The organism is Acidobacteriota bacterium (genome assembly GCA_016196065.1).
Lineage (GTDB): Bacteria > Acidobacteriota > Terriglobia > Terriglobales > Acidobacteriaceae > Acidiflorens.
In genome coordinates, this window is record JACPYL010000010.1 from 1,060,177 (window position 1) to 1,076,619 (window position 16,443).

At 58.9% G+C, this 16,443-nt stretch carries 7 protein-coding genes; all 7 read left to right on the forward strand.

Annotated elements, in window-relative coordinates; genetic code table 11:
* The first annotated feature begins 4 nt into the window (after positions 1-4).
* Positions 5-280 carry an STAS domain-containing protein gene (locus HY010_07775; GenBank protein MBI3475617.1) on the forward strand — a complete coding sequence of 92 codons (276 nt, stop codon included), beginning with the start codon at positions 5-7 and terminating at the stop codon, positions 278-280.
* A 64-nt stretch (positions 281-344) separates the two neighbouring features.
* Complete coding sequence (locus tag HY010_07780; protein MBI3475618.1) at positions 345-1,937, forward strand: wax ester/triacylglycerol synthase family O-acyltransferase; 1,593 nt, start codon at positions 345-347, stop codon at positions 1,935-1,937.
* A 28-nt stretch (positions 1,938-1,965) separates the two neighbouring features.
* On the forward strand, positions 1,966-4,050 hold the full coding sequence (locus tag HY010_07785) for a (Fe-S)-binding protein (protein ID MBI3475619.1): 2,085 nt from the start codon (positions 1,966-1,968) through the stop codon (positions 4,048-4,050).
* A gap of 18 nt (positions 4,051-4,068) precedes the next feature.
* Positions 4,069-4,860 carry an electron transfer flavoprotein subunit beta/FixA family protein gene (locus HY010_07790; protein MBI3475620.1) on the forward strand — a complete coding sequence of 264 codons (792 nt, stop codon included), beginning with the start codon at positions 4,069-4,071 and terminating at the stop codon, positions 4,858-4,860.
* Complete coding sequence (locus tag HY010_07795; protein ID MBI3475621.1) at positions 4,860-5,846, forward strand: electron transfer flavoprotein subunit alpha/FixB family protein; 987 nt, start codon at positions 4,860-4,862, stop codon at positions 5,844-5,846. The genes HY010_07790 and HY010_07795 overlap by 1 nt, the downstream gene beginning before the upstream one ends.
* Positions 5,847-5,856: 10 nt before the next feature.
* A complete protein-coding gene (locus tag HY010_07800) occupies positions 5,857-7,533 on the forward strand; it encodes an acyl-CoA dehydrogenase family protein (protein ID MBI3475622.1) in 1,677 nt (558 codons plus the stop codon).
* Positions 7,534-7,546: 13 nt separating this feature from the next.
* Entirely contained in the window at positions 7,547-16,390 is an 8,844-nt protein-coding gene (locus tag HY010_07805) for an SDR family NAD(P)-dependent oxidoreductase (GenBank protein ID MBI3475623.1), read from the forward strand.
* Positions 16,391-16,443 lie beyond the last annotated feature (53 nt).

Genomic DNA, 16,443 nt, shown 5'->3' on the forward strand with positions numbered 1-16,443 from the left:
GCTTATGGCAGTGCTTGCAGTGTGGCTCAAGGTTGATGAGAAACGTATCGTCCAGATGTTGGAAGCGGCCGGCAAGAAGCTGGAGAGCGCGGACGGTGAAGTGGTGCTCGATTTTTCGGCGGTACGCCGCATCGATCCGGGCGCGGTGCGGGCGATGGAAGAGTTCGCCATGATCGCGGACGATAAATGCGTCAAAGTCATTTTGCGCGGAGTGAATGTCGACGTCTACAAGGTGCTTAAGCTGGTCAAGGTGGCGTCTCAGTTTTCTTTTGTGAGCTGAGATACGGGATTGCCCGGAACCATTTTTCCGGAACCATTGTTTCGTGATCACGAGGAGAGTTGTTATGCAGAACCATTCGAGCAGTGACCGCCTGTCCTGGGGCGACAGCGTTTTTCTGTATCTGGAACGCGAAGGCATGCCGCTCAACGTGGCCGGAGTCAGCGTGCTGGAAGGCGAGATCCCGTTCGAGACCTATCTGCGGTTTGTCGAGTCGAAGCTGCCCTTGATTCCGCGTTTCCTCAAGCGTATCGTCCCTTCTCCTTTCAATATTGGCCTGCCGAGTTGGGATTACGATCCCAAATTCGATCTTCGCAACCACGTCCGCAAGACTACGCTCAAGCATGGTACCGATGCGGAATTGAAGACAGTTGCCGGGAAGCTATTCAGCCAGGTGATGGACCGGGAACATCCCTTGTGGGATCTGACGCTGGTCCACGGGCTGAAGGGCAAGCGCACCGCCATTATTGCCCGATTGCATCACTGCCTAGCGGATGGAATCGCCGCGGTGGGGATCATGAGCCTGCTGATGGATAGCAGTCCGGCGGTGCCTGATCTGCCGAAAACGAAACGTCCCTTTCGCATTCCTGCGCCGCATGGCGCGCAGAGCCCGCTGCTCGATGGCCTGACAAATTCGTATGGCAATTTTGTCGACCGGCTCTTGTCCGCATGGACAGACATTCTGAATATCGCGGAACGAAGCCTTGCTGAAGGAGGCGCTCCGCCAGCGGAAGAATTTTCAAGTTTGCTTCCGGAACTGACATCGTCCACCGAGCGGTTGGGATTCAACGTCCTCTATAAAGGGCCGCAGAAATTTGCGTGGGCCGAAATTTCGCTCGAGGAAGTGAAAGCGATCCGACAGAAATGCGGGACCAGCGTGAATGACGTTCTGCTTGCCCTCGTGACCTCGACTATGCGGCGGTATTCAGAACTGCATGGCGAGACCGTGAAGGGACGCCTGCTGCGCATGATGGTTCCAGTGAATGTGCGCGGAACGACTGCTTCGAGCGAATTGGGGAATCGCATCTCGCTTGTGCCCGTCACGATTCCGCTGGATATTCGGCACCCGAAGAAACTGCTGGCGGCGGTCCACAGCAGAACCGAATTTCTCAAACGATCGCATGCAGCCGAACTAATCAGTTTGGCGGGCGGACTGATTGGCATCCTGCCGAGTTCGATGCAGGCGGTTACCGGACCCATGATCAGCCGGTTGCATTTCACGCCTTTCAACATGGTATGCACGAGCGTGCCGGGACCGCAGGTCCCGCTCTATGTGCTCGGCCACAAGATGGTGCACTGGTATCCGTATGTGCCGGTGGGAGGCGAGATGGCCGTCAATTGCGCCATCTTGAGCTACAACGGCATGGTGTATTTCGGCTTCAGCGGAGACGTCCATATTGCACCGGACCTGGGACGCCTGGAGAACTTTCTGCAAGCGAGTTTTACAGAATTGCGGGAAGCGGCCAGAGTCAGTCCGCGCAAGAAAAGCAAGAAGAGAGCGCCGCGTGTGAAGGCGCCAGTTGTATCCAAACCGGCACCGGTACGGGCCAAGACGGTTCGTGTGTCCGCGAACGCGCCGATAGTCGCTGCGGAAGCGCCGGTTAGTACCCCAGACCCAGTGGTTGCAGAAGACAAGGTTCTGTCGCAAATGATTGCCTAGCTAGACCCGGGCCAGAAAGCCGTGGAAGGTGGAAGGGACACAGTCAGTCACGCAGGTTGCATCCTGGTTGACCTCGGGAGGAATTCTCTACTTAGCAATCGACCTTCTCGGGCTGGCGTGCTTCTCCTACATTCTCTCGAAACGTCTCAGCCCGCTGCTGCGGAGCGAGCGCGATTTTCGTTTTGACCGGCCTCTCGCTCGAATGAGTAAGGTCCTGAAATTCTGGCTGGGGCAGTGGAAGCAGCCCCGTTACCTGCTGGCCGGTGTTCTGCATATCTTCCTCTTCGCGGGCTTCCTGATTCTGCTCGTGCACTCGTTCTCCCTGATCATGCTGGGCGTTTTCGAGAATTTCACAATGCCCGGCCTCTCGGGAAAGGCAGGGGAATTCTACAACCTGCTCACGGACTACGCGTCCACGCTCGTCTTCTTGTCGGCGGCAATCGCAGCGATTCGCCGAGCGGTGTTCAAGCCGGCGCGCTACGTGGTGCCCGCACAATACGGCAAAGATCACACGGCGGAAGCCGTCCTTATTCTTGGGTTGATTGCCGCCCTCATGGTGGCGGACAGTTTCTTCACGGCAAGTAAGGTTGTCGCGCAAGCCCAATTGGGTCCGGCCGCTGAATTTCTACCGGTCGTGTCGCTGCCGTGGATGTTCAGCAAGATTCTGTTCTCGCTCCCGCTAGCGACGCTACGGACCGTTTATCGCGGCGCGTACTTGGTCCATGAGTTGACGTTCTTTACCTTCCTCTGTTTCTTGCCGCTGGGAAAACACTTTCACGTCATCACTTCCTTTTTCAACGTGTACTTCGCGAAACTCGACCGGGGAACGCTGAAGCCGGTGAGGTGGGGCGTCGACGAGGCGCATCTCGATCAGGTGAAATCTTTCGGGGTGAAGACCTTCGAGGATTTCACCTGGAAGCACATTGTCGATTTCTATTCCTGCGCCGACTGCGGACGCTGCTCCGACAACTGCCCCGCGAACGCCGTGGGAAGACCGCTCTCCCCGCGGTTCCTCACCATCAAGGCCAGGGAATATGCGTTTCAGCACTTTCCTATCTTCGGACAAGCCGGCAACGGCACGCCGCTGATTGGCGGCATTTATTCCGAAGATGAAATCTGGTCCTGCACCACGTGTGGCGCCTGCGAGGAAGAATGTCCGTTGCTCGTCGAGTACATCGACAAGATCGTCGACCTGCGGCGGGGGATGATTGACGAAGGCAACGTGCCGCAGTCGCTGCAAAAGCCGCTCAAGGCATTGGAGAGTCGCGGTAATCCCTACGGCAAGATGGAAAAAAAAAGGCCCGACTGGGCAAAGACAAAAGAATTCCAGCCGACCTGCGATGTAAAACGTCTTGACGGCAAAAACGGCGCCGACACTCTGTATTTCGTCGACAGCATCACTTCCTACGACGACCGGACGCAGGCCATCGGACGGGCCACCGCGAAGATTCTGGATCAGCTTGGAGAAAATTTCGGCATCCTCGGCGCAGCGGAAAAAGACAGTGGGAATGAAGTCCGCCGCTTTGGCGAAGAGACGCTGTTCCTGGCCCTGCGAGACCACAATACCGAGGCCATTCAAGCTGCGGGCGTGAAGAGAATCGTTACCGCCGACCCACACGCTTACAACACCCTGAAGCACGACTACAAGGACATGCCCCCGGTCGAGCACATCAGCCAGGTGATCGCCAGCGAGGTGAAGGCGGGCAAGATCAAATTCAATCCGGTCGACAACGGCGGCAACGCCTACACCTACCACGATCCCTGTTATCTCGGACGGCACAACCAGATCTACGACGATCCGCGCAACGTGCTCGATGCGATCCCGGGTTTGAAAAGAGTGGAAATGGACCGGTCGCGAGACCGCTCGTTCTGCTGCGGAGGCGGTGGGCTGATGCTGTTCTACGAACCGAAAGAAGAACAGCGCATGGGCGTGAAGCGAGTCGAGATGGCGGCAGAGGCGGGGGCCAACGTGATCGTGACCGCTTGCCCATTCTGCATGGTGAACATCGAAGACGCGATCAAGGTCGCGGGCAAAGAAGGAACGATGACGGTCATCGACCTGGCCGAACTGACCGAGCAGCAGATGATGCGTGAAAGTCAGAAGACAGCGTGAAACATTTCGGAGGTGAATGTGGAGATCCTGGTTTGCGTTCGACGAGTACCTGACACGTCGGAAAACGAGATCGCGCTCAACAGCGCGGGCAACGATATTGAGCGCGACGAACTCGTGTATTCGATCAATGAACCGGACAACTATGCAGTCGAAGAAGCTTTGCAAATCGCCGCTCGCGACGGGGGCACGGTCACGGTAGCAACCGTGGGAGCGGAAGACGACGAAGAGGTCCTGCGCCGCCAAATGGCGATGGGCGCAACCCACGGCGTGCTCCTCTCCGATGAGGCTTTCGGCGGATCGGATGGCCGGGCCATTGCCACCATCCTGAAAGGCCTTGTGCTCAAGGGCAACTACGACCTGATCCTGACGGGCGTGCAGGCCGAAGATGGCGGCGCACAAGTCGGCGGCATGCTGGCCGCGATGCTCGATTATCCGTTTGCCTCGCTGGTCAATGCCGTCGAAGTGTTGCCCGGCAAGAAGCTCAAGATCAGTCGCGAAATCGAAGGCGGAAACAAAGAGATGAGCGAGATCGACCTCCCGTGTGTGCTCTCGATTCAGACCGGCATCAACGAACCGCGTTACGTCGGCATGCGAGGGATACGGCAAGTCGCGTCGATACCGATCCCGACCTACGGTGCGTCCGAACTTGGGATCGACGCAACTTCGGTTGGCGAAGCGGGCGCAAAAGTAAAACGAATGGATTACTTCCTGCCCGTGCTCGGCAAGGGAGCCGAGATGCTTGAAGGCAGCCGGGAAGAAATTATCGACAAGCTGGTGGAACTGGTCGCGGCCAAAGGAGGGTTGAAATAATGGCTCGCATTTTTGTTTACATCCCGCACAAGAACGGCGTCATCGATGACTCCGCGGCGGAACTGGCAGCAGCGGCAAAGAAGATCGATGCCTCCGTTTCGCCGATCGCTATCGTAACCGGGGTTGGCTCAAGTTTCGACGTCGCATGCGAATCCCTGCGTACCTCCTTCGTGGAGACATGGAAGATTTCAAATGAGTCTCTGGCCTATCCGAATGCCGAACTGATTCGGAAAGCGCTGGCCTCGGTTCTGCCCACGGGCAGCATCCTGCTGGTTGCGCACGATCACTTTGGAATCGATCTGGCACCGGGCTTGTCGATCAGACTGAATTCAGCTTATGTGTCCGACGTGCTGGCGATCGAAGGCATGGCGGGCACCGGCCTCAAAGTCGTTCGTCAGGAATTTGGGGGACAAGTGAGCGCGCACGTCCACAGCGACATTTCGTCGGGCGTCGTGATCACGGTGCGCCCGGGCGCGTTCAAGGCACTCGAGGCTGCTCCTGTTCGCGGTCTCGTGGTCGATAAGTCATCCGAGGCCGGCACGCTGACCGCAGGACGCCGTTATCTCGAGACGATCGTTGCCGAGTCTGGCGATGTCGATATCACCAGGCACAACGTTCTCGTATCCATCGGCCGCGGCATTCAGGAAAAAGATAACGTGTCCATCGCGCAGGAATTGGCCGACGTTCTGGGCGCGGCTCTGAGCTGTTCGCGTCCCGTGGTCGATGCGAAGTGGCTGGACAAATCGCGGCAGGTGGGCTCGTCCGGAAAGACCGTCAAGCCCAAGGTTTATCTCGCATGCGGTATCAGTGGCGCATTCCAGCACCTCGCCGGAATCAAAGGTAATCCGTTCATTGTTGCCATCAACAAGAACCCCAAGGCTCCCATCTTTCAGGTGGCGGACGTCGGCATTGTCGACGACCTGCTGGAGTTCCTGCCCGAGTTCACAAACAAGATCCGCGAAACGCGTTGCGTTTCCGCAAAGTGAGGTTTCCTTCATGATTACCGCCAAGACACTGAAACTGAGTTTGAAATCGCTGCGGGAGTTCGCCAAGAAACGTTTACCCGACCAGGAACTGATCGACCTCGATGCCCGCGACGAATGCCCGCTCGAAATCGTCCAGCACATGTGCGACCCGGACAAGCTGGGCATTCAACTCCTGTTTGTGCCCGAAGAGTTCGGCGGAATGGGGGGCAACACCTTCGACGTCTACTGCGTGTGCGAGGAGATGGCGCGCATCGATCTCGGCATCGCCACCGGTGTGCTCGCTACGTTTCTGGGCAGCGATCCCATCACCGTCGGGGCTACTCAAGAACAGAAGAAAGAGTGGCTGACGCGCATTGCGGAAGAAGGACTGCTATTCGCCTATGGCGCAACGGAACCGGAAGCGGGCAGCGATCTGGGAAATCTTCGCACCACGGCGGAGCGAGTGATGGAAGGCGACCGCATCGTTGGTTACAAGATTACCGGCAACAAGCAGTGGATCAGCAACGGCGGAGTTGCCGGTGCTTACACGGTTCTGGCCAATGCGCCCGGCGGCCCAACCTGGTTCATCGTGGAAAAAGACACGAAGGGTTTCAGCCATGACAAGCCGGAAGACAAGCATGGCATCCGGTTGAGCAACACTGCCGCGCTGGCGTTCGACCACGTCTACGTCGATGCCAACCGGCTCGTGGGCGGCGTCGAAGGTCAGGGACTGTTGCAGGCCCAGGCGGTATTCGGATACACGCGCCTGATGGTTGCAGCTTTCGGACTCGGCGCAGGCTGGGCGGCGCTCGATCGCGCCATACCGTATTCCATCAAGCGCATTCAGGCAGGCGCGCCTCTCTCGGAAAAACAGGGCTACACGCACAAGTTGATTGTGCCGCACATAGTCCGTCTGGAAGCGGCTCGCGCTTACATCGAAGAGACCGCGGAGCGCATCGATGCGGGCGAAGGCAGTTTGAACACCGAGGGCGCGATCGCAAAATACATGGCAACCGAAGCCGGGAACGCGGCTGCGGAAGCCAGCATCCAGGCGCTCGGCGGCTATGGATACACCCACGAATATATGGTGGAAAAGATCAGCCGCGACGTTCGTATCACGACGATTTATGAAGGCACATCCGAAATCATGGAGATGACGATCAGCCGCGACCGCTGGCAATCTCACCTGAAAACGCGCGGACAGCACTATCACGAGCAAGCGAAGAGGTTCGAAGCGCTACACACTCGCTGCCCGAATGTGGGAGCGAACGTTGCGGCGCTCGCGCTGCATGCGCTGGCGGAAGTAATGGAAAAAGCCCGCAGCGCTCGCCTGACTCGCTACCAGCACGTGCTGCTGCGTCTTGGAGAGTTGATTGCGTTCGCCGAATGCGCGGGAAGCTTGTCCAATCGTGCGGCGCGTCTCGCGGAAGAAAAAGTAAACGAAAAGGCGAACCGGCGATTTGATGCGACCGCGCTGGCCGCGATCAGCCGCGTGTTCGCGCGTGAAGCTGCACTCAAGGTGGCCGAAGAAGGCCTGCGTTGGGTGGGTGGAGCGGAAGGCGTGAGCGAAGCGGAAATCCCCGCGCTGGAAGCAAGTGTAGGGATGCCCGCGATCCATCGCGCGCAGGCAGGTTTGATTGCAGACATGGACATCATCGCGGACGTTCTGTACGGCCGCACAGAAAAGCAGGCAAAAGCCGCCGCTTAGCAGGAGCGCCATTATGAGTACCGAAGATACTTCCTATCGAGCGATTGCAATCGTAGGTGCAGGGGCGATTCTTCCCGACGCGCCCAATGTTCCCACCTTCTGGGACAACATCAAGCAGGGGCGTTACAGCATCAGCGAAGTGAAACCCGACCGCTGGAACCCGTCGCACTATTACGATCCCGATCACAACGCGCCCGATAAAACGTATTCGAAAATCGGCGGCTGGGTGCGCGACTACGTGTGGGATCCGCTGAAGTGGAGGCTGGCGGTGCCTCCGCGCGTAGTCGATGCCATGGATGGCTCGCAAAAATGGGCCATCGCCTGTACCCGCGAAGCGCTCGAGGACTACGGCTATCCCAAACGCCCGCTGAATACCGATCGGACGGCGGTGATCCTGGGCAACGCCATGGGTGGCGAGCGGCATTACTTCACCGTGATGCGCGTGTACTTTCCCGAATACGCGCAGGAACTGGCCGAGAGCACCAGCTTCGCAGCACTACCGCTCGCAGTGCGCGAGAAGATCACGAGCGAGTTGCATGTGCGCATGGGCAAGCACATGCCGGAGATCACCGAAGACAGCATGCCCGGCGAGTTATCCAACTGTATCGCCGGACGCATTGCGAACATCTTCAACTTCCACGGACCGAATTTCGTTTGCGATGCCGCGTGCGCGTCGGCGATGGCGGCGATCAATTCTGCCGCCGAGGGATTGATCCAGAACGACTATGACGTAGCGATCACGGGCGGCATCGATCGCAACATGGGCGTATCGACGTTCGTAAAGTTCTGCAAGATCGGCGCCCTTTCGGCGACCGGCACCCGGCCTTATGCCGAGGGAGCGGACGGTTTCGTGATGGGGGAAGGCTCCGCGATCTTTGTTATGAAACGTCTGGCTGACGCAGAACGCGATGGCGACAAGATCTACGCAGTGCTGCGCGGCATGGGTGGTTCGAGCGACGGGAAGGGCAAGGGCATTACGGCGCCGAACCCGATCGGACAAAAACTTGCGATTGAACGCGCATGGAAAAAGGCAGGCCTGTCGCCCGCCACGGTTACCTACATTGAAGGCCACGGGACTTCGACGCGCGTGGGTGATGTGGTCGAAGTACAGAGCATGGCCGACGTTCTCAGCAGCTTCAATCTGCCGACAGGATCGGTGGCGCTCGGCTCAGTGAAATCGAATTTGGGGCATCTCAAAGGAGCCGCCGGAGCAGCCGGGATGCTGAAAACCGTCTTAGCGTTGCGGGACAAGGTGCTGCCTCCCAGCGTGCACTGCGAGCACACCAATCCGGATATCGACTTCGGACATTCCCCTCTTCGCGTCAACACCGAGCTGAAGCCCTGGACAGTGCCGGGTGACGGCGTTCGCCGCGCCGGATTGAGTGCGTTTGGATTTGGTGGCACCAATTTTCATGCCGTGTTTGAGGAGTACATCCCGCATCGGCTCAACGGAAACGGAAAGCGATCAGTGGCGGTAAGCATGATCCCGCCGGAAGTGGCAGTGACCAACATGACTACGAATAATGCTGCAGTAAATTCTCCCGCTGGATTTTCCTCAAAAATTCCTCTGCGGGGCGCACTGGTAATGGGCGATGTCTCATCTGCCGCGCTGGCCGAGCGATTACGCGCGGTGCAGAAAGCTGCGGAAGCAGGCCGTGTACCGGCTCCGGCCGCACCGAATGAATCGGATCTGCGGGCGAGCGAACGGCTGGCCATCGACTACGCCGACGCCGCCGATCTCGCCGAGAAATCCGCCAAGGCACTCAAGGCACTTGCGACCGATCACGCGGTGGTCTGGAAGGCCTTGCGAGCGCAAGGAATTTTCCGCGGGCACGGCACTCCAGCGAAAGTCGCTTTCCTCTATACCGGACAAGGTTCGCAATACGTCAACATGCTGCGGCCCCTGCGTGCCGCCGAGCCAATCGTCGCCGACACATTTGCGGAAGCCGATCGTGTGATGGTCCCGCTGCTCGGCAAGCCGCTTAGCGAATTCATTTTCGTCGACAAGCAGGACGAAGCCGCTGTCGCCCAGGCCGAAGACGATCTCCGCCAGACCGCGATTACTCAGCCTGCGGTGCTGGCAACCGATGAGTCGCTCACGCGCCTCCTGGCCGCGTATGGAATCAAACCCGACTTCACCATGGGACACAGTCTCGGCGAATACGGAGCGCTGGTCGCTGCAGGCGCTCTTCCTTTTCATGACGCGCTCGAAGCCGTCAGCGCTCGCGGACGCGGTATGACCCAGGTGGCGATGAAAGATAACGGCCGCATGGCCGCTGTGTTTGCGCCGCTCGCCGAAATTGAACGCATCTTGAAAACAATCCCAGGCAACGTCGTGATTGCGAACGTTAACAGTAACTCGCAAGGTGTGATCGGCGGAGACAGCGCCTCGGTACAGCAAGCCATCGCGGCATTTCAGAAAGCCGGCTACGACGTGGCGCCGTTGCCCGTCAGCCATGCGTTCCATACTTCAATCGTCGCAGCAGCCAGTGAACCGCTGCGCCGGGAGTTGCAGCGGCTGCACTTTCAATCTCCGCGCGTGCCGATCGTCGCCAATGTAAACGGTGAGTTTTATCCCATGGGACCAGATGTCGTGCCCCAGATGCTCGACCTGCTCACCCAGCAGGTTGCTTCTCCCGTGCAGTTCGTGAAGGGACTGCGCAAGTTGTACGAAGCGGGTGCGCGTGTCTTCGTCGAGGTCGGACCGAAAAAAGCTCTACAGGGATTTGCGGAAGATGTGCTCGGCGATAGAGGCGACGTGGTCTCGATTTTTACGAACCATCCGAAACTGGGCGACATTGCCGCGTTCAACCAGGCACTGTGCGCGCTCTATGCTGCGGGACTCGGTGCAGGCTGTGCTGAAGGCGCCATGGCCACTGCTTCCGCCCCAGCCCTTACGCTGTCCGCAAGAACTTTGGAAGCCTTGCCCGTCTCCGTCTCGCCGGCTACAACGTCGTCCGGGAACGGCGACCGTTACTCCGAACTCGGGCATCTCTTTGCTGATGTTCTGGAGCGCGGCTGGGAGATCTATCGTGGCCAGAACGGAGTTCCCTCGAATGACGTGCCGATCGTGATCACAGGCGCGGCCCTAGGCCTGCCGGGCACGGAGCACATTTTTGATGAGTCCAATATCGGCCGCATCTTACGCGGCGAGCAATTCATCCACACCGTCCCACGAGAACTTCGGCAGGCCATGCTCGACAAGCGCATCACACGCCTGGTGAAGAGCGACAACGGGGGCGCAACGTTTGAGTCCATCACTGACGTGGGCGATGTAATCAAGCTGGCCGCTCGTGGAAATACCTTCGACATCGAAGAAGAATTTGGCGTTTCCGTCGACCGCATGGCTGCATTGGACCGCGTGACCCAACTCGCCATCGCCGCTGGTATCGATGCGCTGCGGGACGCAGGGATCCCTCTGGTCATGCGTTATAAGACCACCACCAAAGGTACGCAACTACCCGACCGCTGGGGACTGCCCGACAGCATGCGCGACAACACCGGTGTGATTTTTGGATCTGCGTTCCCCGGGTGCGAATCGTTTGCCGACGAAATGGCTCGGTACTACGAGGACCATGCTCGGCGCGAACAATTGGCGGTGTTGGAGGACCTCCGCGCCCGCGCGGCAACCAACGGGAATTCCACGATCGTGCAGGAACTTGATCGGCGCATGCTGGAGTTGCGCGCCACACTCGAGAAAGAACCGTATGTTTTCAACCGCCGCTTCCTGTTCCGGGTGCTGTCCATGGGGCACTCCCAGTTCGCTGAGTTCATCGGCGCGCGCGGACCGAACACGCAAATCAACTCTGCTTGTGCGACCACCGCCCAGGCAGTGTCGCTCGCTGAGGATTGGATCCGCGCTGGACGATGCCGGCGCGTAGTTGTCATCTCAGCCGACGACGTCACTTCTGACCGCATGTTGGAGTGGTTCGGCCCGGGATTCCTGGCGGCGGGCGCTGCCGCCACCGACGATACAGTCGAAGACGCCGCGATTCCCTTCGACCGTCGCCGTCACGGCATGATCGTTGGCATGGGCGCTGCTGCACTCGTAGTCGAGAGCGCGCAAGCCGCGGCCGAACGCGGCATCCAACCCATCTGCGAAGTGCTGAGTTCGGTCACTGCCAATAGCGCGTTCCATGGCACTCGTCTCGATGTTCAGCATATTGGTCAGGTAATGGAGGAACTGCTCACCCAGGCGGAGACGAGACGCGGCATCTCCCGTCACCAGATTGCTCCCAATACAGTCTTCGTTTCGCACGAAACGTACACGCCGGCGCGCGGCGGCAGTGCGTCTGCCGAAATCAACGCGTTGCGTCGAGTCTTCGGCAACGATGCCGATCAGGTTGTCATCGCAAATACAAAAGGCTTCACCGGACATGCAATGGCAACCGGCATTGAAGATGTCGTGGCGGTAAAGGCGCTGGAAACTGGCTGCGTACCTCCAGTTGCAAACTTCAAGGAAGTCGATCCAGAACTGGGCCAGTTGAACCTGTCGAAGGGTGGAGTCTATCCCATCGAGTACGCGATGCATCTGGGCGCTGGCTTTGGATCTCAGATCAGCATGACCTTATTGCGTCGGGTGCCCGCGAAAGACGGTGTCCGTCGCAACCCTGACGCGTTGGGCTATGCGTATCGCGTCGCGGACGAGAAGGTCTGGAATTCATGGCTGACGCAGGTCACGGGCCATCCGGTTTCCAATCTTGAAGTGGTTCATCACACCTTGCGAGTGCCAGATCAACGGGCGGCGGTGCGAATTGCGGAAGCCGAGCATAGTGCCCGGCCGGTGTCGGCGTCCACCTCCTCGCCAGCAATCGCACCGCCCGCACCCGCCTCCGCTTCGAAGCAGGCCCCGGCGGCGGTGCCAGTCGCAACTCACAAGCCGCAAGCGAAAGTACAAGAGATTGCGACCACGCCTGTCATCGCGCAAGTTACGACACGCGTCGATCCAGTCAAAGAACGGGTCATGGCATTGGTGGTGGAAAAGACGGGTTACCCACAAGACATGCTGGACTTGGATCTCGACCTTGAAGCCGATCTCGGCGTCGACACCGTGAAGCAGGCAGAAATGTTCGCGGCGATTCGCGACATCTACAGTATCCCGCGTGATGAGAACCGCAAGTTGCGCGACTATCCAACGCTGGCGCACGTCATCAAGTTCGTCTATGACAAGCGCCCCGATCTGGTGAGCGCACCTACGGCTCCGGCGGACACCACCCAGACAGAGGCAACACGCATCGCACCTCTGCAAACGGTGGCTTCCCATGGGACGCCGAGCGATTCCGTCAAGAATCGAGTCCTTGCACTTGTCGTCGAAAAGACCGGGTATCCCGAGGACATGCTCGACTTGGATCTCGACCTCGAAGCCGACCTCGGTGTAGACACCGTGAAGCAGGCCGAAATGTTTGCGGCGATTCGAGAGATTTACAACATTCCGCGCGATGAGAACCGCAAACTGCGTGACTATCCGACGTTGGCGCACGTCATCCGCTTCGTATTCGAGAAACGACCGGATCTCGCGAACGCGGCGACTTCAATATCAACGGTTCCGACCAACTTCCCATTGCTAATTGCCAAAGAAATCCAAAATACGCCGCCATCCGTCTCCAATGCAGCAGAAGTTACGAGCAACGGTGTGGAAGAACGAGTTCTGGAACTGGTGGTCGAAAAAACCGGCTACCCCAAAGACATGCTGGACTTGGATCTCGACCTTGAAGCCGATCTGGGCGTCGACACCGTGAAGCAGGCAGAAATGTTTGCGGCCATCCGCGAAATCTACAACATTCCGCGCGACGAGAACCGCAAACTGCGCGACTATCCAACGCTGGCGCACGTCATCCGGTTCGTCTACGAGAAGCGCCCCGACCTGAATCCTGTATCGGTCGCGCCTTCCGTGTCCGCACCACCAACGATTGTGCCGCCGCGTGCTGAGACAACGACTCGGGTGATCGTCCCACCCACTGCGGTTCCTCTTACGGACGCAACCGTCACAGAAGAAGCGATCAAGCAGAAAGTTCTCGCCATCGTTGCCGAAAAAACGGGCTATCCCACCGACATGCTCGACCTGGACCTCGATCTCGAAGCCGACCTCGGCGTCGACACCGTAAAACAGGCGGAGATGTTCGCCGCTGTGCGCGCGGCCTACAACATTCCGCGCGACGAGAATCTCAAGCTGCGCGACTTTCCTACTCTGGCGCACGTGATCAAGTTCGCGCGCGATCGGCGGCCAGTGACCGCAAGCAGCTCGGCAGAAACATCAGCGAGTAAGGTATCCCCCACAACGACCATGCCGTCCAAGGCTGCGCGCCCGACTTCTGCAACGTTTGACGCCGCAGACCGTATTCCGCGGCGCGTGCCAACACCGGCGATGCGTCCGCCGCTCGCGATCTGCAAACAAACCGGAGTCATTCTTGGATCCGGCCGCCGCGTGGTGATCATGCCGGACCAAGGTGGCGTGGGTGACGCGCTGAAGCAGTGGCTCCAGGCTCTCGGTGTGGAGGTCCTCGACATCGACCGCTCGTTGGACGCTACCGCACTTCAAAATCAAATTGGCGACTGGCTGTCCGCTGGGCCAGTACACGGAGTTTACTGGCTGCCCGCACTGGATCAGGAAGGCAGCCTGAACAACATGAGTCAGGATGCCTGGCATGAAGCTGTTCGCGTTCGCGTCAAATCGCTTTATATAACGATGCGCGCGCTCTATGAACAGATCGCAAGTCCGGGCACGTTTCTTGTATCTGCGTCCCGCCTCGGAGGACAACACGGCTACGACGCAGCGGGAGCGGTCGCTCCGCTGGGCGGCGCGGTCGTCGGTTTCACCAAGACATACAAACGGGAGCGGATGAATGCTCTCGTGAAGGCAATCGATTTTGAACCGGATTGCATACCGGCAGAACTTGCCCAGCTCCTCATCGACGAAACGTTGCGCGATCCCGGCGCGGTCGAGATCGGATACAAACAAGGACAGCGCTGGACAGTCGGACTGCAAGAGCAACCCGCCGCCGACGGACATGCTGGCCTCACGCTCGACCAGAACAGCGTCTTCGTCATCACCGGCGCGGCTGGAAGCATTGTCTCGGCCATCACCGCGGATCTCGCAACCGCGTCGGGCGGAACATTCTATCTGCTCGACCTGGTGCCGGAACCTGACCCCGAGAATCGCGACCTCAAGCGCTTTGTAAGTGACAAAGACGGACTCAAGCGTGAACTGTTTACTCGCATGCAGGCACGCGGCGAACGGGCTACTCCCGCGCTGGTTGAAAAAGAACTGGCGGGGTTGGAGCGCGCACAGGCTGCCCAGAGCGCGATTGACGCGGTTCGCTCGGCGGGCGGCACGGCGCACTATTTCAGCGTCAACCTCACGGACGCAAGTGCAGTGGCCAGAATCGTCAACGAGGTACGCAAACGCAGTGGGCACATCGACGTGCTGCTGCATGCTGCCGGCATCGAACGCAGTCACTTCGTACCAGACAAGGACCCACGCGAATTCGATCTGGTCTTCGACGTCAAGAGCGACGGTTGGTTCAACCTGCTGCATGCGATTGGAGACATGCCGCTTCGGGCGACAGTGGCTTTCAGTTCGATTGCCGGTCGGTTCGGTAATGGCGGGCAAACTGACTATAGCGCTGCCAACGACCTGTTGTGCAAGATCACGTCGAGCTTCCGCACGACTCGTCCGGATACGCGTGGCATTGTGATTGACTGGACGGCGTGGGGCGGCATTGGCATGGCTACACGCGGGTCGATTCCGAAGATGATGGAACTGGCGGGCATCGACATGTTGCCGCCGGAAGCAGGCATTCCGTTGATCCGCCGCGAACTGACTACAGGCGGGACGCGAGGAGAAATTGTCGTTGGACAGCGCCTTGGCGTTTTGCTCAATGAATGGGACGCCACCGGCGGATTGGATATCAACACGGAGGCGTCGCTGAGGGAAGGCTTGCCGGTGCACGGACCGATGGTCGGCAAGATCGAAAGCATGGGTCTCTACCAGCCGCTCACGATCGAAACGGCGCTGGATCCGAAACTGCAACCGTTCCTGCATGATCATCAGATCGATGGAACGCCTGTGCTGCCGGGCGTGATGGGCATTGAAGCCTTTGCGGAGGCAGCGGCATGCCTCATTCCTGACTGGCGTGTGGAGGCACTCGAAGACGTATATTTCCTGGCGGCGTTCAAGTTTTACCGCAACGAGTCGCGGCCCCTGACGATTGAGGCGGCGATCCGCCTGCAAGGTGAAAGGTTGATCGGCGACTGTCGTTTGCTGGGTCGACGGCAACTACCGAATCAGGCCGAGCCGCAAATCACCACGCATTTTACGGCGCGTGTGCGCATGACCAAGGCTGCGCCGACTCTTGCGAAAGGGCCGGCACTGGGCAAGCCCGACGGTCACATGATCGACGCTGCGGAAATTTATCGCCTGTACTTCCACGGGCCTGCCTACCAGGTGATTGAGAAGGCTTGGTGGGATGGAAAACGAATTGTCGGGCTTATGGCCAAAGACCTGCCCGCCAATCACATCCCACGCGACTTGCCGACGCGCATGGCACCGCGGTGGATCGAACTATGCTTCCAAACCGCCGGAATCTGGGAGATGGGCATCGCCGGCCGCATGGTGCTACCGAGGCATATTGACCGCGTCTCGCTCCTGCGTGATCCCGAGCAGGCACCAGGGAGGACGTATGCCGTGGTCACTCCCGACCCGACCAACAACAGCTTTGACGCGGAGATCGTGGACACGCAAGGCAATGTCTATCTGCAACTCAGCGGGTATCGCACGGTTGAGATTCCGAATGCACTGAATTCGGAACGCCTGAAAGCACTGCAAGCCGCCATGTCAATGGAAGTGGCTGCGGCATGATCGACAGTAGATGATCGACAGCAAATAGATCGTTTCATTGACATTGATCGATC